Annotated in this window: 26 protein-coding genes and 2 pseudogenes; 22 read left to right on the plus strand and 6 right to left on the minus strand. The window is 42.1% G+C overall.

Annotated elements, in window-relative coordinates:
- The first annotated feature begins 348 nt into the window (after positions 1–348).
- Both zupT and LC048_RS02405 read left to right on the plus strand, forming a co-directional pair.
- Positions 349–1,158: a zinc transporter ZupT gene (zupT, locus tag LC048_RS02400; protein ID WP_226601914.1), complete on the plus strand. Its 810-nt coding sequence runs from the start codon at positions 349–351 to the stop codon at positions 1,156–1,158.
- A 236-nt stretch (positions 1,159–1,394) separates the two neighbouring features.
- Entirely contained in the window at positions 1,395–2,636 is a 1,242-nt protein-coding gene (locus LC048_RS02405; protein WP_306049345.1) for a S8 family peptidase, read from the plus strand.
- A gap of 557 nt (positions 2,637–3,193) precedes the next feature.
- Here LC048_RS02405 and LC048_RS02410 read toward each other — a convergent pair.
- Positions 3,194–4,297 carry a CAP domain-containing protein gene (locus LC048_RS02410; protein ID WP_306049347.1) on the minus strand — a complete coding sequence of 368 codons (1,104 nt, stop codon included), beginning with the start codon at positions 4,295–4,297 and terminating at the stop codon, positions 3,194–3,196.
- Positions 4,298–4,550: 253 nt separating this feature from the next.
- Between LC048_RS02410 and LC048_RS02415 the strand changes: the two genes are divergently transcribed.
- The 5 genes and pseudogenes from LC048_RS02415 to kynB all read left to right on the plus strand — a co-directional run bounded on the left by LC048_RS02415 (position 4,551) and on the right by kynB (position 8,439).
- Complete coding sequence (locus LC048_RS02415) at positions 4,551–4,757, plus strand: hypothetical protein (RefSeq protein ID WP_306049349.1); 207 nt, start codon at positions 4,551–4,553, stop codon at positions 4,755–4,757.
- A 60-nt stretch (positions 4,758–4,817) separates the two neighbouring features.
- A complete protein-coding gene (locus LC048_RS02420; protein ID WP_306049351.1) occupies positions 4,818–5,546 on the plus strand; it encodes a hypothetical protein in 729 nt (242 codons plus the stop codon).
- 114 nt (positions 5,547–5,660) lie between these two features.
- Positions 5,661–6,947, plus strand: coding sequence for a kynureninase (kynU, locus tag LC048_RS02425; protein ID WP_306050413.1), 1,287 nt, complete (start codon positions 5,661–5,663; stop codon positions 6,945–6,947).
- A 15-nt stretch (positions 6,948–6,962) separates the two neighbouring features.
- Positions 6,963–7,793, plus strand: a pseudogene (gene kynA / locus LC048_RS02430) (tryptophan 2,3-dioxygenase).
- Positions 7,794–7,812: 19 nt separating this feature from the next.
- Positions 7,813–8,439 carry an arylformamidase gene (gene kynB / locus LC048_RS02435; protein ID WP_226601920.1) on the plus strand — a complete coding sequence of 209 codons (627 nt, stop codon included), beginning with the start codon at positions 7,813–7,815 and terminating at the stop codon, positions 8,437–8,439.
- 39 nt (positions 8,440–8,478) lie between these two features.
- On the opposite strand, the gene LC048_RS02440 is transcribed toward kynB, so the two are convergent.
- Positions 8,479–8,601, minus strand: coding sequence for a hypothetical protein (locus LC048_RS02440; RefSeq protein ID WP_264188345.1), 123 nt, complete (start codon positions 8,599–8,601; stop codon positions 8,479–8,481).
- 166 nt (positions 8,602–8,767) lie between these two features.
- Here LC048_RS02440 and LC048_RS02445 point away from each other — a divergent pair, with 166 nt between their 5' ends.
- The 9 genes from LC048_RS02445 to LC048_RS02485 all read left to right on the plus strand — a co-directional run bounded on the left by LC048_RS02445 (position 8,768) and on the right by LC048_RS02485 (position 17,398).
- Complete coding sequence (locus LC048_RS02445) at positions 8,768–9,400, plus strand: TetR/AcrR family transcriptional regulator (protein ID WP_306049354.1); 633 nt, start codon at positions 8,768–8,770, stop codon at positions 9,398–9,400.
- A gap of 169 nt (positions 9,401–9,569) precedes the next feature.
- The gene (locus LC048_RS02450) at positions 9,570–9,827 is read left to right on the plus strand and encodes a hypothetical protein (protein ID WP_226601922.1); all 258 of its coding nucleotides are present in this window, start codon (positions 9,570–9,572) and stop codon (positions 9,825–9,827) included.
- 27 nt (positions 9,828–9,854) lie between these two features.
- Positions 9,855–10,739, plus strand: coding sequence for an ABC transporter ATP-binding protein (locus LC048_RS02455; protein ID WP_226601923.1), 885 nt, complete (start codon positions 9,855–9,857; stop codon positions 10,737–10,739).
- Between the two features lie 3 nt (positions 10,740–10,742).
- A complete protein-coding gene (locus tag LC048_RS02460; RefSeq protein ID WP_226601924.1) occupies positions 10,743–11,540 on the plus strand; it encodes an ABC transporter permease subunit in 798 nt (265 codons plus the stop codon).
- Positions 11,541–11,555: 15 nt separating this feature from the next.
- A complete protein-coding gene (locus tag LC048_RS02465; protein WP_226601925.1) occupies positions 11,556–12,353 on the plus strand; it encodes an ABC transporter permease subunit in 798 nt (265 codons plus the stop codon).
- A gap of 837 nt (positions 12,354–13,190) precedes the next feature.
- Positions 13,191–14,603 carry a protoporphyrinogen oxidase gene (hemY, locus tag LC048_RS02470; RefSeq protein WP_306049356.1) on the plus strand — a complete coding sequence of 471 codons (1,413 nt, stop codon included), beginning with the start codon at positions 13,191–13,193 and terminating at the stop codon, positions 14,601–14,603.
- Positions 14,604–14,740: 137 nt separating this feature from the next.
- A complete protein-coding gene (locus LC048_RS02475; RefSeq protein WP_226601927.1) occupies positions 14,741–16,213 on the plus strand; it encodes a PAS domain-containing sensor histidine kinase in 1,473 nt (490 codons plus the stop codon).
- Positions 16,214–16,395: 182 nt separating this feature from the next.
- Positions 16,396–16,752 (plus strand): VOC family protein, encoded by a 357-nt coding sequence (locus LC048_RS02480; protein ID WP_226601928.1) that lies wholly within the window; start codon positions 16,396–16,398, stop codon positions 16,750–16,752.
- 205 nt (positions 16,753–16,957) lie between these two features.
- Positions 16,958–17,398 (plus strand): VOC family protein, encoded by a 441-nt coding sequence (locus tag LC048_RS02485; protein WP_226601929.1) that lies wholly within the window; start codon positions 16,958–16,960, stop codon positions 17,396–17,398.
- A gap of 189 nt (positions 17,399–17,587) precedes the next feature.
- Here the strand turns inward: LC048_RS02485 and LC048_RS02490 are convergent, their stop codons facing one another.
- A complete protein-coding gene (locus tag LC048_RS02490) occupies positions 17,588–18,208 on the minus strand; it encodes an NAD(P)-dependent oxidoreductase (protein WP_226601930.1) in 621 nt (206 codons plus the stop codon).
- Positions 18,209–18,440: 232 nt separating this feature from the next.
- Between LC048_RS02490 and LC048_RS02495 the strand changes: the two genes are divergently transcribed.
- Positions 18,441–18,629, plus strand: a complete 189-nt coding sequence (locus LC048_RS02495) for a PspC domain-containing protein (RefSeq protein WP_226601931.1) — start codon at positions 18,441–18,443, stop codon at positions 18,627–18,629.
- A gap of 186 nt (positions 18,630–18,815) precedes the next feature.
- Here LC048_RS02495 and LC048_RS02500 read toward each other — a convergent pair whose 3' ends face one another.
- Both LC048_RS02500 and LC048_RS02505 read right to left on the minus strand, forming a co-directional pair.
- The gene (locus LC048_RS02500) at positions 18,816–19,196 is read right to left on the minus strand and encodes an SET domain-containing protein (RefSeq protein WP_226601932.1); all 381 of its coding nucleotides are present in this window, start codon (positions 19,194–19,196) and stop codon (positions 18,816–18,818) included.
- 236 nt (positions 19,197–19,432) lie between these two features.
- Positions 19,433–20,206, minus strand: coding sequence for a hypothetical protein (locus tag LC048_RS02505; protein ID WP_226601933.1), 774 nt, complete (start codon positions 20,204–20,206; stop codon positions 19,433–19,435).
- Between the two features lie 498 nt (positions 20,207–20,704).
- On the opposite strand from LC048_RS02505, the gene LC048_RS02510 reads away from it, so the two are divergent.
- The 5 genes and pseudogenes from LC048_RS02510 to LC048_RS02530 all read left to right on the plus strand — a co-directional run bounded on the left by LC048_RS02510 (position 20,705) and on the right by LC048_RS02530 (position 25,822).
- Positions 20,705–21,574, plus strand: coding sequence for an RIO2 family protein (locus LC048_RS02510; protein ID WP_306049358.1), 870 nt, complete (start codon positions 20,705–20,707; stop codon positions 21,572–21,574).
- 44 nt (positions 21,575–21,618) lie between these two features.
- Entirely contained in the window at positions 21,619–22,725 is a 1,107-nt protein-coding gene (locus tag LC048_RS02515; RefSeq protein ID WP_306049360.1) for a glycosyltransferase family 4 protein, read from the plus strand.
- Entirely contained in the window at positions 22,722–23,486 is a 765-nt protein-coding gene (locus LC048_RS02520) for a HipA domain-containing protein (protein WP_226601936.1), read from the plus strand. Before LC048_RS02515 ends, LC048_RS02520 begins: the two co-directional genes overlap by 4 nt.
- Positions 23,487–23,597: 111 nt before the next feature.
- A pseudogene (galU, locus tag LC048_RS02525) lies at positions 23,598–24,496 on the plus strand (UTP--glucose-1-phosphate uridylyltransferase GalU).
- 105 nt (positions 24,497–24,601) lie between these two features.
- Positions 24,602–25,822 (plus strand): UDP-glucose dehydrogenase family protein, encoded by a 1,221-nt coding sequence (locus tag LC048_RS02530; protein ID WP_371932037.1) that lies wholly within the window; start codon positions 24,602–24,604, stop codon positions 25,820–25,822.
- 82 nt (positions 25,823–25,904) lie between these two features.
- Here the strand turns inward: LC048_RS02530 and LC048_RS02535 are convergent, their stop codons facing one another.
- Positions 25,905–26,138 (minus strand): hypothetical protein, encoded by a 234-nt coding sequence (locus LC048_RS02535; RefSeq protein WP_226601938.1) that lies wholly within the window; start codon positions 26,136–26,138, stop codon positions 25,905–25,907.
- Between the last annotated feature and the right edge of the window lie 166 nt (positions 26,139–26,304).

Here is a 26,304-nt window from a genome sequence, read left to right on the forward strand (position 1 = left end):
TCTGCGCTTTTTGCAGGGGTTTTTTAGTGTTTAGGTTAGTCCATCGAAAAAATCATAAATTTTTAGAATAATTTAGTTGCAGGCTAAGTTTCCTTTGCTTTAAAATGTTGAGCAAAGGAAACTTTTTAATCCATACGCATATATTGTGTTTAGTAAAAGGATTTCTGCACCCTGAAAGTTTACCTGAGGAAACATTTTGGTTCATGTCCATCTTTGCGAAAATATTAGACTTGAAAATTTAGCAAGTGTAACAATTTCGTGTTGCGGCATAAACTAAAGATTATTGTTCACTTTTTATGAAAATTCTAGGGTGCAGGGTAAATAATGATGGTCAAAGGAGAATGAAAAATGTCACAGGAGATTCTATTTGCATTCGGTTTAACTTTATTTGCAGGTCTAGCTACCGGAATCGGTAGTATTTTAGCTTTTTTCACATCAAGGACGAATACAAAATTCCTTTCGGTCGCACTTGGATTTTCTGCTGGTGTGATGATTTATGTGTCGATGATCGAGATTTTCGTCAAAGCAAAGGATTCACTGGTTTCTGCAATGGGTGTACAATTAGGCAACTGGGCAACAGTAGGCGGTTTTTTCGCTGGAATCCTGTTAATTGCCTTGATCGATAAGTTCATACCCAAGCAGGGAAATCCTCATGAACTAAAAAAGGTCGAGGATATGAACGCGCCGTCTAATGTTGCCCACGATGCAGCCTTGTTGAAGATGGGCACCTTCACAGCTCTGGCAATCGGGATTCACAACTTCCCGGAAGGAATCGCTACCTTCACTTCGGCCATCCAGGACCCGGCTTTGGGTGTGGCGATAGCCATCGCGATTGCGATCCACAACATTCCTGAGGGAATTGCCGTTTCTGTCCCGGTGTATTTTGCCACTGGCGATAAGAAGAAAGCCTTTAAACTGTCATTTCTGTCGGGTCTTGCCGAGCCGATCGGCGCTCTTGTGGCGTACCTCTTCTTAATGCCATTCCTGAATGACATAATGTTTGGTGTCATTTTCGCGGCCGTAGCTGGCATCATGGTATTTATCTCACTTGATGAATTGTTACCTGCTGCAAAAAAATATGATGAATCTCATCTAGCCATTTACGGCTTAATTGCTGGAATGGCAGTCATGGCCGTCAGTCTGCTGCTATTTATATAAGTTTACTACCCTGTATGAAAGAGTGACCTGTAAAAGGTCACTCTTTTTGGTTCTTCGGATATTGGGAAAATCCAAAAACAGTTCTTTACGCATATGAAAATTTGGTAAATGTGCTAATCATCCTGATTCAAAAGACTTAAAAATGAACAGTTTAGCATATTTATATTTTCTGAATATTTTAAATATAATAGAGTCTGTAAGCTGGCAACACCATAAAAATGCAGAGGAGTGGTTGGGTGAAAAAGAAGAAAGTATTAGGAGCCGCACTATTAAGCATGACAATGGGTTTATCTATGTTCACGGCTGGGGCATTTGACCAGGCACCAGAGACACAGGATACATACCGGGTTTTGGTCCAGGGTCCCGCAGCTGAAAAGGCTAAGGCAAAAGATCAGTTCGGCAAAAGATGGGATTTTGGTGCGAAAGGTTTTACAATAGAAGTCAATGCGAAGCAATACCAGGCACTATTGAAAAATAAGAATCTACAAATAGAAACAGTTTCCCAGGTGCAGCTGAATGCAAAACCGGGGTCCGGAGCACAGTCTGCGCCAGCCGATCAAACGCCTTGGGGAATGGAAGCAATCTATAATGATAGCAATCTTCAGGCAACATCTGGAGGTAACGGAGTAAAGGTAGCCGTACTCGATACCGGGGTGAACGTAAATCATGCTGACTTAGCTGGCAGCGACGAACAATGTAAGGATTTTACACAGCGTAAGTCGCCTCTAGTCAATAATTCATGTTCGGATAAAAATGGCTATGGAACTCATGTTGCAGGAACAGTCCTGGCTCATGGCGGAACAGGTTTGGGCATTTACGGAGTGGCTCCGAATGCAGACCTTTGGGCTTATAAAGTATTGAATGACAGAGGATCAGGTTATTCGGATGATATTGCTGGAGCTATCAGGCATGCTGCGGATGAAGCAGTACGTACAGGTTCAAAAGTGGTCATTTCCATGTCACTCGGATCCAGCAGCAAGAGCACGATGATTGCTGATGCTGTCAATTATGCATATGGAAAAGGTGTCCTAGTTGTCGCCGCGGCAGGTAACAGCGGACCAAATGCCAATACGATTGGTTATCCGGGTGCCCTTCCGAATGCAGTGGCTGTAGCGGCTTTAGAAGATGTCCAGCAGAACGGTACATACCGTGTTGCAGACTTCTCATCTCGTGGCAATCCGCTGACAGACGGTGACTATGTGATCGGTGAGCTCGATGTGGAACTGTCCGCACCTGGAAGAGCGATCGAATCTACATGGTACGATGGAACCTATAACACAATCAGCGGAACATCCATGGCGACTCCGCACGTATCGGGACTCGCTGCAAAGATTTGGGCTGAAAATCCAAACATGAGTCATACGCAACTTCGTGCGGAACTTCAGAACCGCGCAAAAGCGAATGATATTCTTGGCGGATCAGGAGCAGCATCTGGTGATGACTATGCATCAGGCTTTGGATTCCCGCGAGTGAAGTAAATATTGAATGAAAAACCACTTAATCGAGAGCTGATTAAGTGGTTTTTTTGTTCTCTGCTTGAAAAAAACGCCCGGAATTTCCAGTTCGTCAATATAATTTGATTTTCGCCAATAAGTAAGTGGATTTAGCCAATAAAAATTGAAAATCACTAATAAAAATTGAAAATCACAAATAAAAATTGAAAATCACAAATAAAGTTGTGAAAATCGCCAATAAGTTGTGAAAATCGCCGATAAGTTGTGAAAATCGCCGATAAGTTGTGAAAATCGCCAATAAAGTTGTGAAAACCGCCAATAAAGTTGTGAAAACCGACAATAAAATAGTTCAAGCATCTAAAAGGATAGTAACTTGGTGTGAAAACTAGTCTTGAACATGCCTGTTCACACAATAGAAATGATATTATAGCGAAAATCTTCATTTTATAGCGACTTTCTGATTTTTATAGCGAAAATCCATTTTTTATAGCGATTTTTCCATTTTTATAGCGAAAAATTCGTTTTTATAGCGAACTGGAAATTATCCGCGATTTTTTCCAATTCAAGAAATGAGATCCGGCTTAAAATTTTCTCTTACTATAAAAATTCTCAGTAAAATAAGGCTCATCTTTCGGACCGAACGCGACGCCGACACCGAGCAGTTTAAAATCTGCCTTCAGTATATTTTCGCGGTGCCCGAGTGAGTTCATCAGACCTTCGTGAGCAAAAATGCTGCTGAACTGTCCATACGCCAGATTCTCTCCGGCAACGGAAAATGCAATATCATCCTCTTCCATTCTGTCAAAAGGTGACTGCCCTTCAAAGTTCGTGTGGCTGAAATACGAGTTTTCCGCCATATCTGCACTGTGCTTGCGGGCTGTTATTCGAACCTGATCATCCCACTCAAGTATGCCAAGGCGGTGCATCAACCTTGAAGCATTTGTCACGTCGAACAGCTGGTATTCAAATCCTTCCTTCAATGCATCACTTGCTTTTGTATAAAAGCCTGCTTTGCTTTGCTCCAATTTTTCGCTGACAATCTGGATGGCTGTCACGGTATTATCTCTATGTTTGTCATAAAAAACAGTCACATAGCTGTCGTCCAAATTGTAGACATCATAGTCCTGATCCTTTTGGAATTGATAGTAGACAAGCCCTTTCCTGATCTCGCTAAGCGGTTCACCAAGCGTTTGACGCACCGTTTCTTTAGGAGCACCGTACTTGATGCCATTTTTAGCAGCAATCAAATCCTGATTTGAATACAAAGCATTCACAATTCCATCTTTATTGTAGGAAACCATGACGAAGTTCTGGAAATTCTCGTGATAAGCATGCCATTCGGTTCCATACTCATTAATGGATACTCGTTTAGGTCCGCCAAGCTGTTTTTCAACTTCCGCTTTTCCATCCCCAATGCCGATATTATGAATCGTGAAAGTTTTTTCAGAAGGGGTCTCCAACTCAGGTTTTGCCACTTTTGGCAAAATATTTTGTTCATCCTGTGTTAATTCTTCCTTCTTTTCATCAAGCTTCCATAACAACTGATTGATTCCATCGTTGACCGTTTCCATTGCTTGGATTAGCTCTGGATTATCTTTTAACTTATCTATTTCCTGATTTATATTTTGAATTTCTTTTTCATTCGTTAAAAATGGCCATGCAAAATATAGTAAGGCCGGCCCCAAAAATCAAGATTGAAAATAAACGTCCCAAAGATTATTCACCATCCTTTCTTCCATATCACCAATATACCCATTAATACTTGTTTAAAAAAGCATACTAGCTTGTTAACGGGGCAAACTTTGTATGTAAAAACAATACAGGTGAATTTATTGTGAATCATTTCACAAAATGTTCGTGATTCTGCTGTTAAATTCGTATGAATCAGTAGTATTATTACTATCTCTATAGTGATTATATTGCCAGGAGGTCTGATTAGTGAAAAAAATTCTGCAACTCATCATTGTGTTCGGACTTATTCTGACACCTTTTTATACAAATGCTCATGTAAAATGGTTTACTGAAGTGGCGCCTAAGAAAGAAAGTATCGAGAATATTTTGTCTCCGTTATTCATGGGGCTTGCCTTGCTGGCTGCATTAGTCCTCGCCTCACTGACACTAATAATCCCAAAGATGGCACAATGACCACTCATTCAAAAATGGGATGATTTCCTTTCGGGATTCCGGAAATATTCTAGATATTTATTGAAATACGGAACAGCAGTCGCTCTAATCATCCAGGTAACAAACGGTACCTTATTCGCACCGGAATTCCAGGTCGACAGCACCTTGATGATGATCTTGGCTTGGGCAACGATAGGCCTTCTCCTCGTACCGCACCATATCGCGACAAAAATGGGAGCGGCGATATTACTGATATTATTCATCATGGTCACTGTAAACCATGGCATTTTCTATATGCTTGATTACGGTTTTTATGTGGCGATCATCGGAGTGCTGCTTATCGGCAGCACTAAGCTTGAAAATGTCGGCTTCCCGTTCTTATATTTGGGGACAGGACTCTCATTATGCTGGGTCGCCGTTGAAAAATGGGTATACCCCACCATGTCGCTGGATATCGTCGCAAACCACCAGGTGCCTACCTTCGGATTTGACTCAGCATCCTTCATCGTCATGGCCGCTTTCATCGAATTTGTTGTTGGCTATTTGCTGGTAGTCGGTATCTTGAATCGAGTACTGGGAGTTGTTGTCACAACCATCTTTATTTTAACGACAATGCTTTTCGGATTTACAGAGATCATCGACCACTTCATGATCCATATTGTCCTGATCATCTTCATCATCGAAGGAGTATCCTTCTATAATCCGCCAATTAAAATGCACAAAACAAGAGTAGACCAATTCATCTTTATATTTTTGAATTTCATCTTTGTCTTATCGACCTTTGTGTTAATTTATTATCGTTTTGCTTAAGCAGCCTTTTATGGAGGCTGTTTTTCTTTTTGGAATACTCAGACCTTTTGTTGACGCTTGCTTCTGTTCTTTGTTACGATTTCTCTAGTTGCAAATGGAATGGGAGAGATGATGATGAAGCCTTATTCTTTTGAACCTGATGCGGAACTTGCCGCACAGCTTGACGGTGAAGATCTGTTAGCCCGTTACCGGGATGAGTTTTACCTGATACCTGATTCAATCTATCTTGATGGAAACTCGCTTGGTCTCCTTTCAAAGCGTGCTGAAAAAACATTGCTAGAGTCATTGACCGACTGGCGCGAGCTTGGCATTGATGGCTGGATGGATGGCAACCATCCGTGGTTCTATTTATCTGAAAAACTGGGAGAATTGACTGCTCCGCTAATCGGTGCTGCTTCTGAAGAGGTAATTGTAAGCGGCTCCACAACGGTCAACCTGCATCAGTTGGTGGCGACTTTTTACAAGCCTGAGGGTAAAAAAACCAAAATCCTTGCTGATGAATTGAATTTTCCGTCGGATATCTATGCGCTTCAAAGCCAGCTGCGAATCCATGGCTATGATCCAGATACGCACCTGATCAGTGTGAAAAGCAGGGACGGAAGGTTCTTGGATGAGGACGATATCATTGAGGCAATGACCGAAGAAATTGCGCTTGTCGTGCTGCCGACTGTGCTGTACCGCAGCGGACAAATTCTTGATATGGAGCGCCTGACAAGAGCTGCACACAGCCGCGGAATCCTGATTGGTTTCGATGGCTGCCATTCGATCGGCGCGATTCCTCATTCCTTTTCTGATTGGGGAGTCGACTTTGCCTACTGGTGCAATTATAAGCACCTGAATGGCGGGCCGGGGGCGGTAGCAGGTCTTTATGTGAACTCGAAGCATTTAGGCACGAAGCCTGGTCTTGCCGGCTGGTTCGGTTCAAGAAAAGATAAACAGTTTGATATGAAGCATGTCATGACACCTGCAGAGACTGCCGGCGCTTACCAAATTGGTACACCACATGTTCTGAGCCTTGCGCCTTTACTCGGCTCATTGGAAATGTTCGCAGAGGCTGGAATTCAGAATATCCGTGAAAAATCATTAAAGATCAACCGTTATCTCATGGATCTGATACAGCAGGAGCTTGGTGATGCAGGCTTCATTATCGGCAGCCCAACAGAAGATTTCAAACGAGGCGACCATGTCAGTCTGGAGCACAAGGAAGCTGCAAGGATTTGCAAGGCGTTGAAGGAAAAAGGAATCATCCCTGATTTCCGCGCTCCGAACATTGTCCGCCTTGCCCCTGTGGCCCTTTACACTTCTTACAATGACGTCTGGAATGCTGTCCAGATCTTAAAAGATATCATGGATAATAAATTATACGAGAAATATAGCAATGAGCGCGGAGTTGTGGCGTAGGGGAGGAGTCCGGAAATGAAGGAAGAGCAAAAAACACATCAAATTCACACTGATTTTTCAAAAGAGCTTTCTTATGGCAGTTACCTGCAGCTGGATAAAATTTTATCGAGCCAGCAGCGCCTGTCTGATCATCATGATGAAATGCTGTTCATCATTATCCACCAGGCTAGCGAGCTGTGGATGAAGCTGATTTTACATGAAGTGAGCGCGGCGATTGACTGCATACGAAAAAATGATTTGGAGCCGAGCTTCAAGATGCTCTCAAGGGTGTCAAGGATCCAGCAGCAGCTGATCCAATCATGGAGTGTACTTTCGACGCTGACTCCGGCTGAATATATGCAGTTCCGTGACAAGCTTGGCCATTCGTCAGGATTCCAATCCTATCAGAACCGTTTGATTGAATTTGCTCTTGGCTAAAAGAGCGAACATGTATTGTCTGTGTACAAACATGATGCCCAACTGTATAAACAAATGGAGGATGCGCTGCATGGACGATCGATTTATGATGCGGCGATCAGTGCGATGGCGATGCGCGGACTGCCGATAGATGTTGAAGCCTTAAATCGTGATTGGTCTGCTCCGTACGAACCACATGCCAGTGTCGAGGAAGCATGGCTCACGGTGTACCGAAACGTCGATCAATATTGGGATTTATATGAGCTTGCGGAGAAGCTTGTCGATATCGGCAGCCAGCAGCAGCTTTGGCGTTTCAACCATATGAGCACGGTTGAACGGATCATCGGCCACAAAACTGGAACAGGCGGATCTGCCGGTGTATCCTATTTGAAAAAGGTCGTCGACCACCGATTTTTCCCAGAGCTATGGAGCCTGAGGACGAAGCTATAATAAGAAAGTAGGTAACAGTATGGGAAACTGGATTGATATTTCGCAGGTTTTACATGATAAAATTCCTGTTTGGCCGGGCGATACGCCATTTCATTATGAAGTGAGCTGGGGGATGGAAGAAAGCGGCTCTGTGAATGTCGGACAGGTAACGATGAGCACGCATACCGGCACACATATCGATGCGCCTTTTCATTTCGATAGTGATGGAAAAAAAGTAATCGATCTGGACTTTAACCTGTATATCGGTCCTGCAAAGGTGATTCATTTACAGAAGCCGGAAAGTATCGGAATTAAGGAAGTGGAAGCTGAGGATTTGCGCGGAGTCAAGCGCCTGTTGATCCGTACGGACGCATGGCAGGATAAGACGGTGTTCCCAGAATCAATTCCGCATATCGAGCCTGAATTGGCTGCTTATCTTGCTGAGCAAGGAGTACATTTGCTTGGGCTAGATTTACCATCGGTTGATCCATTGGACAGCAAGGAACTAAGTGCCCATCATGAGTTGAACAACCGGGACATTCATATCCTTGAAGGACTGGTACTTGAAAATATCGAACCAGGAGATTACGAGCTCGCTGCATTGCCTCTGCCGCTGGAACAGGCGGATGGAAGTCCTGTTCGTGCCGTGATCCGAAAAAAGAATTAAGATGAAGGCTGCCTTCAATTGGGCAGCCTTTTTTGTTTGTTAACCAGGAATTATAAAATTAATTAAGTGTGTATAACTACATGTAGTTTTCTTAATCCAGCTCCAGCGCCTAGCCCCTCGAGACGCTACTGTCCTGACAATGAAGTCAAAGAACGACTTCACTGGCAGGCCCTCCAGCGCTTGTTGGGGCTGAACGAGGCGCTTGCGCTTTTTGTTCTTTGAGGAAAATCATGTCGAAAAGAGAACTAAGATTGTTGTTGACCAAAGTGGTCAATAGGGAATATAATGATATTGACCAGGTTGGTCAATGCGGTTTTTTAAGGAGGTCATGATGTCTTCAAAATTTTTAAGTTTGAATCCTGAAAAGCAAGAACGAATCCTGAACGCAGCTCTAAAGGAGTTTGCCCTGAAAGGATACGAAAATGCATCCACAAATGAAATCGTCAAATCAGCAGGAATCTCAAAAGGGCTGCTATTCCACTATTTCTCGAATAAAAAAGAACTCTATTTGTTTCTCTATAACCACTTTGTTGATGTGTTATTGGAAGAACTATTTAATGAATTAGACTTCAGCGAACGTGATATTTTTGAGCGGCTGAAGAACATGATGATCCTCAAAAATAAGCTGATGGCAAGACATCCCGAAGTATTCAACTTTATGATGTCAGCTTCAATGGAAACTTCAGAAGAAGTGAAAGAGGCATTGAACAGCACCAGCACAGAACTGATGAACAACAGCTTTGGCAGATTATTCGAAAATATCGACCTTGCAAAGTTCCGTGAAGGTACGGATATTCCAAGAACAATCAACATCATCATGTGGACTCTCGAAGGCTTCAGCAACCAGGAACTCGAAAAAGCGAAAAAACTGAACAAAGAGTTTCTTAATTTTAATGAAGCTTTTAAAGAAGTCGAAGTGTATATCGATATGATGAAGAAGTCATTTTATAAAAGTGAGTAATCCGAATTTCTAACAGGCAGCAACATAGACGGAAATGGTCACAACCGTCGATCAAAAGAGTCCAACCGTAGATAAAATTTCATTAACCGTTTATAAAAAGAGTCCAACCGTAGATAAAAGTGCTCCACCAGTTAGAAAGTTGGAAATTGAACCATATCTGTTTTGAAAAATGGCTCAACCGGTTGGTATTAAAACAGCTTCAACTGGTATTAAAAGAGAACCAACCGGCATTAAAACAGCTTCAACTGGTATTAAAAGAAAACCAACTGGTATTAAATCAGCTTCAACTGGTATTAAAAGAGAACCAACCGGCATTAAAACAGCTTCAACTGGTATTAAAAGAAAACCAACTGGTATTAAAACAGCTTCAACTGGTATTAAAAGAGAACCAACTGATATTAAACCGGCTTCAACCGTTATTAAATAGAAAAAAACGAATCTGGGAGGGTCTGGCATGAACGTGATTGAGCTAAAGAATCTGACGAAAATGTACGGCAAGGCCAGGGGAATTGAGGATGTTAGTTTCAATGTGAAGGAAGGGGAAATTTTCGGGTTCATTGGTCCGAATGGAGCAGGGAAATCGACGACGATCCGGACTTTACTATCATTGATTTACCCTACGAGCGGCAGCGCGACGATTTTTGGAAAAGATATTATCACTGCTTCTCCGGAAATCAAAAAAGATATCGGCTACCTGCCTTCCGAAGTGTTCTATTATGACAATATGAAGGTCATGGACCTGCTTAAGTATTCCGCAAGCTTTTACAAAAAGGACTGTACCAAGCGGATTAAAGAGCTTGCTGACGTCATGGAGCTCGATCTTACGAAGAAAATCGATGACCTGTCGCTAGGCAACAAAAAGAAGGTTGGCATCGTCCAGGGGCTGCTCCACGAACCGAAGCTAATCATTTTAGATGAACCGACTAGCGGGCTGGACCCGCTCATGCAGCAAAAGTTCTTTGACCTTCTAGAAAAAGAAAACAAAAAAGGTGCGACCATTCTGTTTTCTTCCCATATTCTCAGCGAGGTTCAGAGGCTGTGCGACAGGGTTGCGATCATCAAGGACGGCCGGATTGTCACCGTCGAGAAAATCAGCACGCTAAAAGAAAACACATATAAGAAATTCAAAATCGAATCCAATTCCGTAATCGATAAAAACATTTTCAATATTGACGGTGTGAACCAGCTTGAGCTGGACGGTGGAACGGTCAGCTTCCTCTTCAGGGGTAACATCAACTCTGTCATGAAAAAAATCGCCGAAATCGAGATTTCGAACCTCTGGGTCGAGGAGCCCGACTTGGAAGAGATTTTCATGCATTATTATGAAAAGGAGGAATAGAAAATGAATATATTCCTTCATGAACTGAAGGCATACCGGAAGTCTACTATTATATGGACCTTGTCGCTGGTGGCGATGGTTGTCTTGTTTTTAGCAATGTTTCCTTCCTTTTCAAAGGATGCGGAAGAGTTCAAGAAATTGCTTGAAGGCTTCCCGGTTGAATTGAGGAAAGCGATTGGCTTGTCCGTGGACAGCATCGCGACATTGATTGGATTTTTCTCATACGCATTTCTCTATCTGAAGCTAGCGGGCGCCATCCAGGCTATGAATCTTGGAACCTCGATCCTTTCAAAGGAAACGCGGGAAAAGACAGCCGACTTCCTGCTTACTAAGCCAGTGACAAGGACGCAGATAGTGACTTCCAAGCTGTTGGCAGCGCTGGTTTCCCTGATTATTACCAACATCATTTTTATCGGAGCGACTTTCGTGATGGCAGCTATTGTTGAAGGGGACGATTTTAACAAGGAAGCCTTGTTCTTGATTGCTGTTTCCCTGTTCTTCATCCAGCTAATGTTTATGGCATTAGGAATCATCGTTTCTGTGATTGCCCCAAGAATTAAGTCGGTGATATCAGTATCGCTCGGTACTGTTTTTGGATTCTTTATGCTCGGGATGATCAGTTCGACGACGGATGATGAAGCTTTACGTTATTTGACGCCGTTCAATTACTTTGACTCAACATACATCACACAACATTCAAGCTACGAAACTTCATTTATCATAGCCGGGATAGTGTTTATCATCGCAACGGTTTCGGCCAGCTATTATTTTTACGCAAAAAAGGATGTCCATTCCGTTTAGGGAGGAGGGAAAGTCATGAATCTTTTTAAAAGGGAAATGAAAGCAAATCGCAAGTCGCTCATCATCTGGAGTATCGGTGTCATTTTCATGGTCGCCGCGGGCATGGGCAAATACGCAAGTCTTGAAGGGACGGGTCAATCGATGAATGCGCTGATGGCTGATATGCCTAAATCGATGCAGGCTATCATGGGAACGGGTTCACTCGATCTGTCAACACCGATTGGTTATTACGGAGTGTTATTTTTATACCTTGCTGTGATGGGAGCTATCCATGCAGCGATGCTCGGCTCGAACATCATTGCCAAGGAAGAGCGTGACAAGACGGTCGAGTTCTTGCTGGTCAAACCAGTTTCAAGAACAAGAATGATAACATCCAAACTAATAGCAGCATTGGTCAACATTCTGATTTTCAATATTGTGACCTTTACTTCCTCTGTGGGTATGGTGCAGAAATATGCGGAAGGTGAGAATATGACCGGAGATATTACCTTGCTGATGATCGGGATGTTCATTCTACAGCTGATCTTCCTGGTTATCGGAAGCGCAATTGCTGCTAGCTACAAAAACGCGAAAAAAGCCACATCCCTGTCAACAGGAATCTTGCTTATCCTTTTCATTTTATCGATAGCTATTGATATGAATGAAAAGCTGGATGGATTGAAGTTCCTGACTCCATTCAAATATTATGACGCAAAGCTTGTTTTGCTGGAAGGCGGATTCGAGCCACTGTATCTTGCATTTTCCTTTCTGCTGCTGATCGGGTTCACAATCGTAACCTTTGTTTTTTATCGAAAAAGAGATATGAATATATGATTCCTTAGCTAAACACACCCTTATGCGAGGGTTACACTATTGATGAGGGTGGAATCGTATCCTTATGCAAGATTTTCATCTGCTATAAGGGTACGATAAAGGGCAAATCGTACCCTTATGTGAGGCATTCATCTGCCATAAGGGTACGATAAAGAGAAAATCGTCACCTTATGTGAGGCATTCATCTGCCATAAGGGTACGATAAAGGGCAAATCGTACCCTTATGTGAGGCATTCATCTGCCATAAGGGTACGATAAAGGGCAAATCGTACCCTTATGTGAGGCATTCATCTGCTATAAGGGTACGATAAAGAGAAAATCGTCACCTTATGTGAGGCATTCATCTGCCATAAGGGTACGATAAAGGGCAAATCGTACCCTTATGTGAGGCATTCATCTGCTATAAGGGTACGATAAAGTGGAAAAACGTACCCTTATGTGAGGCAATCGTCTGCTATAAGGGTACGATAAAGAGAAAAACGTACCCTTATGTGAGGCAATCGTCTGCTATAAGGGTACGGTAAAGGGCAAATCGTACCCTTATGCACTAGCTCGGCATTCCCTAAGGGTCCATTTCAATATTAGACATCTAGTTCCAGCGAAGAAAACATACTTGTTTTCGGCAGAACCCCCTCCAATTCGCACCTGTTTATGCAAATTTCGCAAACAGGAGATCACCTGTTATTTTTTCCAAATCCCTCGTTCACATTTTAGTAAAAAAACACCCATCTTCCTATGAATTTCGAGTGCTATACTTTAAATATGTTAAATACTGCACATACCTAGTTAATTAATTTATAGGATAATCAATACATTACTAAAGAATAGGTGAGCGGAATGGACGAAATGAAGGTCATTGTTGTTGGCGGCGGTATTACAGGACTATCGACAGCATATTATCTCCAAAAGAAAGCAAGGGAGAATCAGCTTCCCATCAGGGTGAAGTTATTTGAGGCAAGCCAACGTCTTGGCGGTGTCATCAGTACTGAGAAACGGGACGGGTTCGTCATTGAAAGAGGACCGGATTCTATCATTGCGAGAAAAAAGAGTGCGATGAGATTGATAGAAGAAGTCGACCTTAAAGATAAAATTATAACTAATACTGCAGGGAAATCCTATATTTACGCGAGAGGCAAGCTTCATACAATGCCTGAGGGCTCTTTCATGGGCATTCCCACAAAGGTGACGCCATTTGCATTATCAGGATTATTTTCACCACTTGGGAAATTGCGTGCTGCGGGGGATTTCATTTTACCAAAAGGGGAGCCGAAAGCAGATCAGTCGCTAGGGGCTTTTTTCCGCTACCGGCTTGGCGATGAGGTGGTCGACAACCTGATTGATCCACTACTGTCAGGTATTTACGCAGGCGATATTGATGAACTCAGTTTGATGACCTTGTTCCCGAACTTTTATGAAATCGAACAGAAGTATCGAAGCCTTGTGGTTGGATTGAATAAATCGATGCCAAAGCCGCCGAAAGCTGCTAAAAAGCCTGGTTCCAAAAAAGGAATGTTCATCTCATTGTCGACAGGGCTTGAGGAGTTGGTCTACCAGGTTGAAAGCAGACTAGAAGAAGGAACAGTCGTGAAAGGCACAGCTGTAAAAAAGGTAGTGAAAACAGGAAGTACCTATCAAGTCCACTTTGAAACTGGAGAGGTCGAAACAGCGGACAGCGTCGTCATCACGACTGACCATTTCCATGCGCAACGCATGCTTTCTGAGTATGCATTCATGGAACAATTCAAAGATATGCCATCCAATTCTGTAGCAAATGTCGCGATGGCATTTCCAAAATCGGCTATTGAAAAAGATATTGAAGGAACAGGCTTCCTTGTATCGAGAAACAGCGATTTCCGGATTACCGCATGTACGTGGACACACAAGAAATGGCCCGGAACATCTCCTGATCATATGGCTTTGCTCCGTTGCTATGTCGGCAAACCGGATGACCAGGAAGCCGTCGAACTGTCGGATGAAGAAATCGTCCAACTGGTTTTAAAAGATTTGAACAAGACAATGAATATTACTGAAAAACCAATCTTCCATATTGTAACGAGATGGAGAAAAGCGATGCCGCAATATACGGTGGGGCATCTTGAAAAGATTGCCTCTGTCAAAAAACAACTCAATCAAGAACTCCCTGGTGTTTTCCTTGCCGGGGGATCGTTTGAAGGTGTTGGCATACCGGGCTGTATTGACCAGGCTGAAGCTGCGGTGGAAAAAGTAATCAGCCATCTGACTCAAGAATAAGCATAATTCCTGCCGCTATCTTTCAAAAAGATAGCGGTTTTTACTTTTAATAGGAAGATAGCCAAATACTTCTTTTTTAATATCGAAATCTTCTGTAAAATAGAGACATAAGGTTAAAAAAGTTTGGAGAGATCTCTATGCGAAATAGTTTTCCTATTTTTGGGACAGATGATGAAACGACCTATAATCCTGATGAACTGCTGAGTTTATTTTTGGATTGCACGGCTGACGGATTTGCTATTGTCGATATGGAGAATCGTTTTTTAAGAATCAACCATAAGTACACCGAAATTTTCGGCTATACAGAAGAAGACTTGATCGGGAGAACTTTTTATGAGTTTTCTAATCCCGATTTCGTACCGGGAATCATTTCTGAAGTCCAAAATGGAAAAGCGTATACCAATATGATAACGAAGCGATTCCATAAAGATGGTTCCATGCTGGATATTGCAGTCTCTTATTCACCGTTCCGGAATAAGCATGGGAAAATCATCGCCATCATTGCGATATATCGTGACATCACAAAAATTGTGAGCATGGAACGTGAGTTAAATAGAACCCGGGAATTGTATGAATTAATCACTGAAAATACGACTGACATGATCAAGGTTATTAATAAGGACAAAGTAATCGTTTATGCTTCACCGTCACATGAAAAAGTAATCAGTCTGAAGCCGGAACAAATTGTGGGCAAAAGCTTGAGTGAATATCTGTCGCCTGAGGAAAATACCATTCTGGATAAAAAGCTCGAGGAAATTATCGAGACTGGTGAGCCGCAGATTTTACGGAAGAAATTCACGCCTTGTGATCAAAATTCGGTTTATACAGAGTATAACTTTTCACCGATATACAATGAAAAAAAAGAGATAGAGTCCTTTGTCAGTGTCGGCAGGAATATTACGGACCGAGTCAAGCAGGATACCACCATCCGGAATCTGGACAGGCTTTCTGTCACCGGCCAGCTTGCAGCGGGAGTGGCTCATGAAATCCGCAATCCACTGACTTCATTGAAAGGTTTTTCAAAATTATTGCAGACCTGTCTGGATAAGGAGAAACAAGCGGATTACCTCGCCATCATGATGAATGAACTTGACAGGATCGATTCGATTGTCAATGAGTTCATGTCACTGGCAAAGCCGCAGGCCGTCCAGTATGTAAAAGTAGACCTGAAGTCGATTCTGGACAGTACAATCAATATCATCCATCCACAAGCCTTGATGAACAATGTCCAAATCATCACTGATTATGCAGAAGAAAATATTATGCTTTCCTGCAACCCGCATCAGCTTAAGCAGGTGTTTTTAAACTTCTTGAAAAATGCAATTGAATCCATGAATGATGGCGGCAAAATACTTATTGAACTTCAGATGCATGCTCCGGGCAAGGTAACGGCGAGCATTTCTGATGAAGGTGCTGGAATCGAATCAAACCGTCTTCGATACCTTGGAACCCCTTTTTATACAACAAAAGATAAAGGAATCGGACTAGGACTCACCGTCAGCAATAAAATCATTCAGGAGCATAATGGCACAATGAAGATTGTCAGTGAAAAAGGGCAAGGGACGACAGTGATTGTTGAGTTGGATTGTGATGTCAGCGCATCCAAATAAAAAAACGGCTTTCTCTTGGTTACTCAAACCTCCTATTATTCAATAAAAAATGATTAATATATATTAAAAATGCTTATAAACAATGCGTTTTCATCCATAGAATCGTATTCTCTTTGTGTACGAACGGCGCAGTTTAATTCAACAAGGGAATTAGCAAAATATCTGTAAATAGGAGGGGAATTATGAAGTCAACACCAATATTAAATCAAATCGGAACTACATTTATTCCTGTTAGTGACATTGAAAGAGCACGCGACTGGTATTGTGACATATTAGAATTACCATCAGACGGTGAGATTTTATTTGGTCATCTATACATAATACCTATGGACGGAACAGGTATCGTATTAGACAGCAAAATATTTTCAGAGGAAAATATCTATAAAGCTCCACCTTTTCATTTAAACACAAATAATATACAACAAGCTTTTCAACACATGAAAAGAAAAAATGTCGAAATTACAACGAAAATTGAAAATAATCATTGGTTTAATTTTAGAGATTTAGACGGTAATCATTTAATGATTTGTCAATGTTAGTTGTTTTCAACCGGATGCGTTGATCCAGGAGGATTAACGCTCTTATTATAGATATATTCTTATTACGACTAACAAAGCAGGTGAGTTTAAGTAAGATTATAGGATCAACTTAACCTTTGTTGAATGATAAGGTGTTAGAACATTTCGAGGGGAGTTATGAATGGATTTCTTCAAAACAACTAGAGGAATATAGGAGGTACGAGATATGAGGATTAATAGAATAGATCATGTGAGTATAAACGTAAATGATCTTTCAGAGGCTAAAGCGTTTTTTCTTGATTTAGGACTTGAAGTGCAAGCGGAATGGGAAATGAATGGAGAACAGTTGGACCGAATAGTTGGGCTTAAAGATGTTAAAACGGCATGTGTAGGTATGGGGATGCCAGATGGTCAAGCATGGATAGAGCTAGTCAAATTTGAAACGCCACCAGATGAAAAAGGTATTCAGCAACCTTTGGCAAATACGCTGGGTATCCGACATATTTGCTTCGCTGTTGAAAATATCGAAGCTATTATTGCGAAATTGAAAAAGAGCGGCGTCGAAATCTTCAGCGAGATACAGCAATATGAAGAAAGTTACAAGTTATGCTACGTTCGTGGTCCAGAGGGAATTATTTTAGAGTTGGCTGAGAAAATCAGACATTAAATGATTTAGATTTCCAACATTAAAGACTTCTTCTTAAACTACAAGGGTGTGGTGATCGGATTAACCGCCTATTAAGTGTACAACCGGGGCAAGGAAGTTTACGTTACTACTTCACGGAGTTTTTTCAACTCAAACGTCAGTTCAGATATTCCAAAACCCCACTTTAGTTTTTAAGTGGGATAGGAATTATTAATAGGCGATACCTACACGCGAATTTATATAATCACTTGATTTTAGCTGTTTAAAAGTAAATTCTGCTGTATCCGGTACGGATATCTTAGTTCCACCCTCCGGCAAAAAATTTCGTTCTATTCGATATTTGCCTACCCTTTCTCCATCCGGCAAGTAAGTAGGACAAACAATCGTCCATTCGAGGCTCGATTGTTTAAGCATATCGTAAACTTTATGATGTTCTTTCGCAGCACGAGTTGATCGCTGCTTTGATTCACTTGATTGATAACGCAGAGAAATGGGCGTGATTCTACTTTGCAGAATACCTGCAGTTCCTACAGTTATTATTCGTTTTATACCTTCGTTTTCCATTGCTTCGATAATAAGTGGCATACCTTCTGATAGAGTGGATGTGCCATCTGTATTTAGTGCACTAATAACTACATCTATCCCATCCATTGAACGCACTATATCATCCTTATTTAAAACATTCCCGTGTATACTTGTTAAGTTTTCATTATTTATTTGAATCTTCTCAGGAGTGCGGACGAATGCAGTAACATGATGTCTGTCACGAATGGCATAAGCCACTATTTGACTTCCAACTCGTCCAGTCGCACCTAAAATTAAAATATTCATATCAATAAGTTCCCCTCTGCGAATACTAATAATTTACTATGAATTTATTTACTTGTCTTGTTTAAAGACCTATTACCAATAGGAATGATAAAAAAGATATACTAGTAGTGGGCGTTGACCCAGGAAGGATTGACGACCTCTTTTGTTGAATTAATTACTAGACAAACGAAGCATAATTTACAATAAGAAAAAAATCCACAAACGGATTGTTTTGACCAAAGGGAGATTAAAAATGAAGAGTGTATGGAGAAAATCGTCTAAGGACAAGTCCATAGCAGGTGTTTGTGGAGGAATAGCTGAATATTTTGGTATATCTTCTTTCGCGGTAAGACTAATATTCATTTTACTACCTGGTGCTAATATTTTATTATATTTAATTCTTGTAAATACGATGGCAGATAGTCCTCCGTCGTTATATTAAACGATTGGTGCTGCTCAAAAATTAATAAGACAAAAAAAACAGAACGCTTGGATATGTTCAAGCGTTCTGTTTTGCTTTATTATACTGGTAGTCATGAAGCAAAGCATACTGTGTTTTAGTATCCTATTAAAGTATTTTTTACATGTTCTCTACCTTATCGGAACAGCATATCCTTACTCATCGTAGTTAGTTTTCTTCGTTAAACCAGAGTGGATCGTTATTATCCTCTTCACCATTATAGTTAATGAAAAGTTCCTCGCCAGCGCTTATATCACGGTAGGCATAGAAATCAAATGTGTGATTATCAAAATTGATTTCATAGGTTGTATTAGGCTCATATGAGTGGTTGAATAACATCCCATACCCGAGGAGAAGTGCAGAATGGTTAATTCCGTATTCAAACGCATAATCGGCTAAAGCTGTTTTTTCGATGTGGACATGCTGGTCGTTCGGATAAGAAAGGACGGGCGCCTCATGGATAAGTTCGCCTTTTTCAATATCACGTGTGGCAAATACTCCTCTATTGAATTCCCCATCGCTTATTTCAGAAGTTTTTATTTCAATCATTTTTTTCACCTGCTCACTCTATTACTTTGTTGTTCTTTACCCTTTTTAGCATGACGGTTTTTTAAAAGAAATGCAAATTTATTATAAATTCTGGGTTTCATCTAGGAAAGCGACGTTTTATGATCTATTCTTATTATGAAAATTTAGCAATTCACGCTTGCTCATATCTTGCTTGGACCAGGGTTGATACAATTCTTACAATAAAGAATGGACTGGCATTTGAGGCCAGTCCGTTCTTATTTTTTTACGATTTTTGAAGGGTTATTGATTTTATAAGCAACTGATACATCGAGAAGCATTGATTCATCTTCCACGTCCTTACCTTTTGGAAGACTTTTTTTGACAATTTTGCCGTCGAATTCAAGCTGCTGTCCAGGCTCCAGTTCATGCTTTTTCAGCGTTTTGCTGTGTGAGCCCCATGCCAGGCCAACCTCAATTGGTTCGTCCTGTTCTATTCGGATATTCTCGAACACAACTACTTCGTCATTATCCTCATTGAAATGATTCCAGCTTAACGCAAATTGCTTCACCGTCGCGGTAAAATGAACCTTTACCTCTGGCAACACTAATTTTGGAGCCTTTTCCTTTTTCACTTTTTCTTTTTTTGCAGGTTTTTCTGCTTTAGCTTCAGCTGGAGCCGCTGCTTTAGGCATCTCTTTCTTTACCTCCACAACTTCATCACCGGAAGCTTGAGCAATGATTTCCTTACCGAAGCTGGAAGACTGCATCTCCTTCAGGTACGCAGGGTGGATACAAGTTAAGTTCCCATCTGGAAATTCAATTACAAGAGTGTTGAATTCAGCTGTTTCGCCAAAGATTTCATACCCCTTTATCGAAACAAGACAATGCTGGTATCTGTCTTTATACCAGAATTCCTTCTTCGTGCTCAAACCCCATTCTTTCACTTTTTCGAGATAATGAGCTTCATCCTCAAATTCTTCGTACATGCCTTTAGGCGGGATATATTGAGTCAAATGTGACTGACTAGTTCCTGCAACTGAGTTTGCCATCTGTCCACTTCCTTTCACACTTATTTTACCTTTACAGGAGAAAGAAAAAAAGCGCTAGCCATTTGTTAGCGGCGGATAATGAATAAGAGCCAAATGTAAATACTGTCTGTCATCAAAGATATGACGGACAGAAAAGAAGCAAAAGGGATGAAAAAGTGTCCGTCATCAAGGGAATGACGGACAGAAACGAGACAAACAGTCAATTTTCGTCCGTCACACATCACTCCACATATATCTACTTGCACACATTTTCCTGTTAATAGATTCATGCCCTTACGTTTTTGACCAACCTCGAATTTATTAATTAAGAAGTGGAACTTGAGGATAGCAAGGAGGAGCATTGTGGATACGAAGTATTTAAAAAAATACATGAAGGAAATCAAGGTTGCGAATCTTGAGAATGAGGATGTTGACGTTGTGAATGATTCCCCTTTGGAGATGATCGGAAAAGGCTGACAGGGGGCTGTTTTTAAAGTAACGGAAAATATATGTGTAAAGGTGTTCGGAAATAAAGAGGACTGTGAGCGGGAATATTACGCTCTTTCTCTTGGACAGCAATCGGATCTTTTTCCGCGCCTGTATGCGAAGGGTGATTTATATATCGCTATGGAAATCATCAAGGGGGTGGATGTGCGGGAGTACTTGCAGTCTCAGCCTTTGAGTGAGGAGCTGTCGCTGAAATTGATCAATATGCTGGTCACTTTTAAGGAGATTGGCTATGACCGGATTGACCACCATAAAAGGCAAATTTATCTTCAGCCTGATGGCAGTCTGAAGGTGATTGACGTTGCCAGGGCCGTTTGGCGTGACAGGGTATATCCTTACCCAAGGAAGCTGATGACGTCTCTTGGTGAAAAGAATAAGAAAATCTTTTTAGATCATGTCCAATCCCTGAAGCCGGAACTTTACAAAGAATGGAAGTACTATATCGAGATGGAGAACATCTCCCGCGAAATCTATTATTTATTGCTTGAAGAAGAGACGGATAAGGAAAAGTTACGCGAGGTGAGTGACCAGCTGTTAACCACTACTGATAAAAAAATTCATTTGAGCCAGCTAGAAAACATAATGCAGAAGGTGTTCAAGGAGGAATGGGTGAAAACGATGCTTGCCCGCGGTGAAGACCCTGATGCGGTCATGGATAAAATCGATGAATACTGGGAGGGACGAGAAATGGGATTGGATTCTAAAAAAGCCAGAAAGCTTAAAGGGAAATCCAAGAAAATGCAAAATGTAGATTTATCTTCTTTTTTTAATAAAAATGCTGAAAAAACGAGCAGCCTTGAAGGAAATCCGTCATGGGACAAAATCATAAAGAGCCTGAATAAGAAAAAGAAGAGAAACAAGAAAAGTAAGAAGAAAAAGTAATGCACAACTGGTGGATGCCCAATCTATAGAGAGGAGATTTCAAAATGAAAGTATTAGTAATCTGGCGCCTGCTGACCGTTGGTGGAGTGAACGCCGGGTGGAGGAATCGTGCGCTCTATTTTAAAAAGCATGGAATCGATACTGAATTTTTGTATACGACTGATCATGGCGGGCTTCATATCATGGAGGATATTGCTCCTGTTTACCTTACGAAAGATGAACACGAAATTGTTGGGATCATTCAATCCAGTAACTATGATGCCATTATCGTAGTCGATACGAAGGATGCGTATAAATGGATTCGAAAAGCGAAATACACTGGTCCAGTGATTATAGAAGCACGTACCCCTGAAATTATCAAGCTACATCCTCATTTAAAAAACTTCAGGGAAATTGTACCTGAAACCATCATTGTCCCTTCCAATTATCAAAAGCAAGTCGTTTCCATATTAACGGAAATTGAGCGAGTCCAGGTGATTTATAACGGAGTGGATACATCTTTCTTCCGCCTTTTAAGGGAAAGGGAAATTGATTATCATCAAGCGCCGGTGTTGCCGGAGGGCAAGAAAATCATCGGTTGGATTGGCCGATTGGATAAACGGAAAAATTGGCTGATGCTCCTGGAAATAGCCAAAAGAATTAATGCTGAAAGAGATGATATCGAAATTTGGGTGATTGGCGGTGCTCAAAGCGTCCAGAGGGAAGAATTCGCAGCGAAATGGCACGAGGAAGACCTGACAGACATTGTCAAATGGCACCCTGTCATTCCTTATCAGCAAATGCCGCATGTCTACGCGAAAATCCGTAAATCAGGAGGCTGCACGCTGGCAACGACAAAGTCTGAATCCTTCGGCAACACCTTTATTGAATCGATGGCATGTGGTGTACCGGTAGTAGCGTCGAACATGATGCCGGTCACGGAGCTGGTCCTCCAGGAGAAGACCGGAATGCTCTATTACGGACAAAATGTCGAGGATGCTGTTAATAAGCTATACTCCATCATTGATTTCCCTGATAGGCAGAAGCAGATGTCAAAGACAGCCATCCAGCATGTCCGGCAGCATTTTGCAATCGAAGTCGTAGCGGACCAGTATATTGATTTATTGTATGAGATTGTTCATGAACGCGGGAACGGAGGGAATCAGTCGTGATTAAACCTGTATCATACCGAAGGAAATTAGCAGGGAAATCGAATGCCCATCTCATCGCTTTTGATGATGGCAGAGATTATGTGGTCAAATTTTTACAGACCGGGTTTGAAAAGTCGTTGCCGAATGAATGGGTGGCCTATTGCCTGGCAAGATACCTCGGTTTGCCGGTTCCGTTTGCCAGGCTGGTCGAAATTCCCGAGAATTTTGCTGCAATGATTCCTGATTCCAATCAATTTACTCTTACGCAGTTTCAATTTGCATCTCTTTATGTGCCCGACTGCCTTGACGGTCACCAGGTAAAGAATGTTGCCGGGATTGTGAATGCAGAAATGCTGGCAGGAATTATCCTCCTTGATTATTGGCTTGGCAACAGGGATCGCACACGCAAGAATATTCTTTTACAGGAAGATACAAAGGATAGCTATTATTTATGGATCATCGACCACGCGGAGATTCTTGGGTCATATAATTGGGAGATATCCGGCCTTGAAAAACTGCCTATCGGATTAAGGAAGAGCGCAGCTCAAAAGTTGATGGCAGTATTTGTTGAAAATGAAGATGCATTCTTCGAACACCTGGAGTCGATTCAAACAATCCCGATTTTTTTAATAGAGGAAATTGTCTCAACTATCCCTGATGACTGGATGGTTACGGATGAAGAGAAAAAAGCGATGGTGACTATGCTGTTGAAGCGAAGAAAGAAGGTTCTTCCGAAGCTGCTGCCGCGATTTATAAAAAATGTTTACAGGCCTCTTCACTGATAGTGGGAAATCGGTAAATTTTATTCATTGAAGTTTTCGATTTGATAGGCCGTTAACGTGTCGAAATCTTGACCCTTGGAATATAAAAGACTATGGAAAGGGAGGCAGCATATGAAAATCCGGAAAGCGATTATCCCGGCAGCCGGGCTGGGGACAAGATTTTTACCGGCAACAAAAGCACAGCCTAAGGAAATGCTGCCGATTGTTGATAAGCCGACAATCCAATATATTGTTGAAGAAGCGGTAGCCTCAGGAATAGAGGAAATCATCATCATCATCGGCAGGGGAAAAAGATCGATAGAGGATCATTTTGATAAATCCTATGAACTGGAAGATGCTTTATTAAAAAAGCATAAGCTTGATCTTTTAGAAGAGGTCCAAAATATATCAAGCCTGGCTAATATCTATTTTGTCAGGCAAAAGGAAGCGCTGGGCCTGGGACACGCCATCCTTTGTGCCCGAAGCTTCATCGGCAATGAACCGTTCGCCGTTTTGCTTGGCGATGACATTGTGATGTCCGAAGTCCCATGCATGAAACAGATCATCAATGTATTTGAATACTGCAATAGCTCAGTCGTAGCCATTCAAAAAGTTGATGATTGTGATGTCAGCAAATATGGGATCATCAAGCCAAAGGGGTGCGAATCTGGAGCCGAATTTATTCTATATCGATGCGCTGATAGAAAAGCCGCCGAAAGAAGAGGCTCCTTCAAATTATGCAATTATGGGACGTTATGTACTAAGGCCGGAAATATTTGATGTACTGGCTAATCTTCCAGCGGGGCCACAGTGGAGAGCTGCAGCTGACCGATGCCATCAATGAGCTTAATAGACGGCAGGCAGTACTGGCATATAACTTCGAGGGCAAGAGATATGATATCGGGGATAAAATCGGTTTCATCAAGGCAACGGTGGATTTCGCATTACAAAGGGAAGATACCAGGGAAGACGTCATTGAGTATGTAAAAAATGTGTATGAGATGACGGTCTTGAAGAGAGAGTGTGACTGATATGAAGGTCGCTGTACTTGGAACAGGTTATGTAGGATTATCCACCGGAGTCTGCCTGGCAGAATCGGCCACGAAGCAGTTTGTATTGACGTTGATGAAAGAAAGATAGATACCCTCAAACAAGGAAAGTCTCCGATTTATGAACCAGGACTTGAAGAGCTCCTTATTAAAAACTCCTCCGCGGGAAGACTGGCTTTCACTACGTCTCATCAGCAAGGATTAAGCCAAGCGGACATCATTATCATTGCTGTCGGAACACCTCAGAGCGACCACGGCCAGGCGGACTTGAGCTATCTTGAGCAGGCCGCAAAAGATCTTGCTGAGCATATCGTCCGTGATTGTGTGGTTGTGGTGAAAAGCACGGTGCCGGTGGGTACGAATCAATATGTGAAACAATTATTATTAGAGCAGCTGAAAAATAATGTTGAGATCAAAATGGTCTCCAATCCGGAATTTCTCCGACAGGGAACAGCCATCGAGGATACCTTGAAAGCAGACAGGATTATCATAGGCTCTGACGATGAGAGTGCATCTGAAAAAATCCAGGAGATGTATCGTCCGCTGAACGTTCCGTTTCTGTTGACGGATGTCAAAAGCGCGGAAATGATTAAATACGCCTCCAATGCATTTTTAGCGACGAAAATCAGTTTTATCAATGCAATCGCCAATCTATGCGAAGCCGCCGGAGCTGATGTCAGGGATGTAGCGAAGGGAATGGGCTTTGACAAGCGAATCGGAGCAGCCTTTTTAAATGCCGGAATAGGGTATGGCGGGTCCTGTTTTCCAAAGGATGTAAAAGCACTGCTGCACACCTCCAGGGAGCTAGGGGTTCCTTTTTCATTATTAGAAGAGACGATCGCCATCAATGACCATCAGCAAGAGCTGCTTGTAGGAAAAGCACTAAAAAGATTCAGTGCATTAAAGGATAAGAAAATAGCCATGCTCGGCCTGTCATTCAAGCCGGAAACAGATGACATCAGGGAAGCACCATCGGTAAAAATTGCACGTTCTTTAACTGCAGCTGGCGCTAAGGTTGCAGCATACGACCCAGTTGCAGCCTGCAACGCAAGGAAGGTCATTGGCGATGTCATTGCCTATGTGGACTCAGCAGTAGAAGCCGCAAAAGGAGCAGATGCCCTGTTTATTGTCACAGAATGGGAAGAGTTCAGTCAGCTAGAATTGGGAGCTGTATTGAATGTCATGAACCAGCGGATCATCTTTGACGGCAGGAACTGCTTAGATGAAACGGCCCTCAAAGCGTGCGGGCCAGTTGAATATTATCCAGTCGGGAGGCCGGAGGTTATTTTAAGAGATAAGAGAGCATAAATTTCACTTCGAGAAATGTCCAGCTCCAGCGCCTAGCCCCTCGAGTCGCTTCGGTCCGCTCAGGTGAAGTCAAAGAACGACTTCACAGGTCGGCCCTCCAGCGCTTGTCGGGGCTGACCAAGGCGCTTGCGCTTTTCTTTGTCCAGCCCCAGCGCCTAGCCCCTCGAGTCGCTTGTCCCGTTTCGCCTCCTAGAAACTCCGAAACTTCAACTCCGCCGGCAGAAGCAAAAAGCGCTTCTTTGTCGGAGTCTCCAGTTTCTCCGTTTCTGGACAGTCGGCTATACATTTCAGCTTCGGTTCGCTCAGGTGAAGTCAAAGAACGACTTCACAGGTCGGCCCTCCAGCGCTTGTCGGGGCTAACCAAGGCGCTTGCGCTTTTCTTATTGGGAATGAATGAGTTCATTCCTTTTTTTGTGGGTGTTATTGAATTGATACAGGGAATCGAAGCAGATGGCCTGACAGAGGACAAGAAATTATTTACC

Source organism: Mesobacillus subterraneus (assembly GCF_020524355.2).
GTDB classification, from domain to species: Bacteria; Bacillota; Bacilli; order Bacillales; family Cytobacillaceae; genus Mesobacillus; species Mesobacillus subterraneus_C.

Excerpts from the sequence above, each read along its gene's own strand:
- LC048_RS02450 (WP_226601922.1), top strand. The coding sequence starts at position 9,570 with ATGGCTCAACCGGTTGGTATTAAAACAGCTTCAACTGGTATTAAAAGA.
- LC048_RS02480 (WP_226601928.1), top strand. The coding sequence starts at position 16,396 with ATGAAGTCAACACCAATATTAAATCAAATCGGAACTACATTTATTCCT.
- LC048_RS02455 (WP_226601923.1), top strand. The coding sequence starts at position 9,855 with ATGAACGTGATTGAGCTAAAGAATCTGACGAAAATGTACGGCAAGGCC.
- LC048_RS02490 (WP_226601930.1), bottom strand. The coding sequence starts at position 18,208 with ATGAATATTTTAATTTTAGGTGCGACTGGACGAGTTGGAAGTCAAATA.
- LC048_RS02495 (WP_226601931.1), top strand. The coding sequence starts at position 18,441 with ATGAAGAGTGTATGGAGAAAATCGTCTAAGGACAAGTCCATAGCAGGT.
- zupT (WP_226601914.1), top strand. The coding sequence starts at position 349 with ATGTCACAGGAGATTCTATTTGCATTCGGTTTAACTTTATTTGCAGGT.
- hemY (WP_306049356.1), top strand. The coding sequence starts at position 13,191 with ATGGACGAAATGAAGGTCATTGTTGTTGGCGGCGGTATTACAGGACTA.
- LC048_RS02515 (WP_306049360.1), top strand. The coding sequence starts at position 21,619 with ATGAAAGTATTAGTAATCTGGCGCCTGCTGACCGTTGGTGGAGTGAAC.
- LC048_RS02460 (WP_226601924.1), top strand. The coding sequence starts at position 10,743 with ATGAATATATTCCTTCATGAACTGAAGGCATACCGGAAGTCTACTATT.
- LC048_RS02445 (WP_306049354.1), top strand. The coding sequence starts at position 8,768 with ATGATGTCTTCAAAATTTTTAAGTTTGAATCCTGAAAAGCAAGAACGA.
- LC048_RS02505 (WP_226601933.1), bottom strand. The coding sequence starts at position 20,206 with ATGGCAAACTCAGTTGCAGGAACTAGTCAGTCACATTTGACTCAATAT.
- LC048_RS02485 (WP_226601929.1), top strand. The coding sequence starts at position 16,958 with ATGAGGATTAATAGAATAGATCATGTGAGTATAAACGTAAATGATCTT.
- kynB (WP_226601920.1), top strand. The coding sequence starts at position 7,813 with ATGGGAAACTGGATTGATATTTCGCAGGTTTTACATGATAAAATTCCT.
- LC048_RS02475 (WP_226601927.1), top strand. The coding sequence starts at position 14,741 with ATGCGAAATAGTTTTCCTATTTTTGGGACAGATGATGAAACGACCTAT.
- LC048_RS02500 (WP_226601932.1), bottom strand. The coding sequence starts at position 19,196 with ATGATTGAAATAAAAACTTCTGAAATAAGCGATGGGGAATTCAATAGA.
- LC048_RS02465 (WP_226601925.1), top strand. The coding sequence starts at position 11,556 with ATGAATCTTTTTAAAAGGGAAATGAAAGCAAATCGCAAGTCGCTCATC.
- kynU (WP_306050413.1), top strand. The coding sequence starts at position 5,661 with ATGAAGCCTTATTCTTTTGAACCTGATGCGGAACTTGCCGCACAGCTT.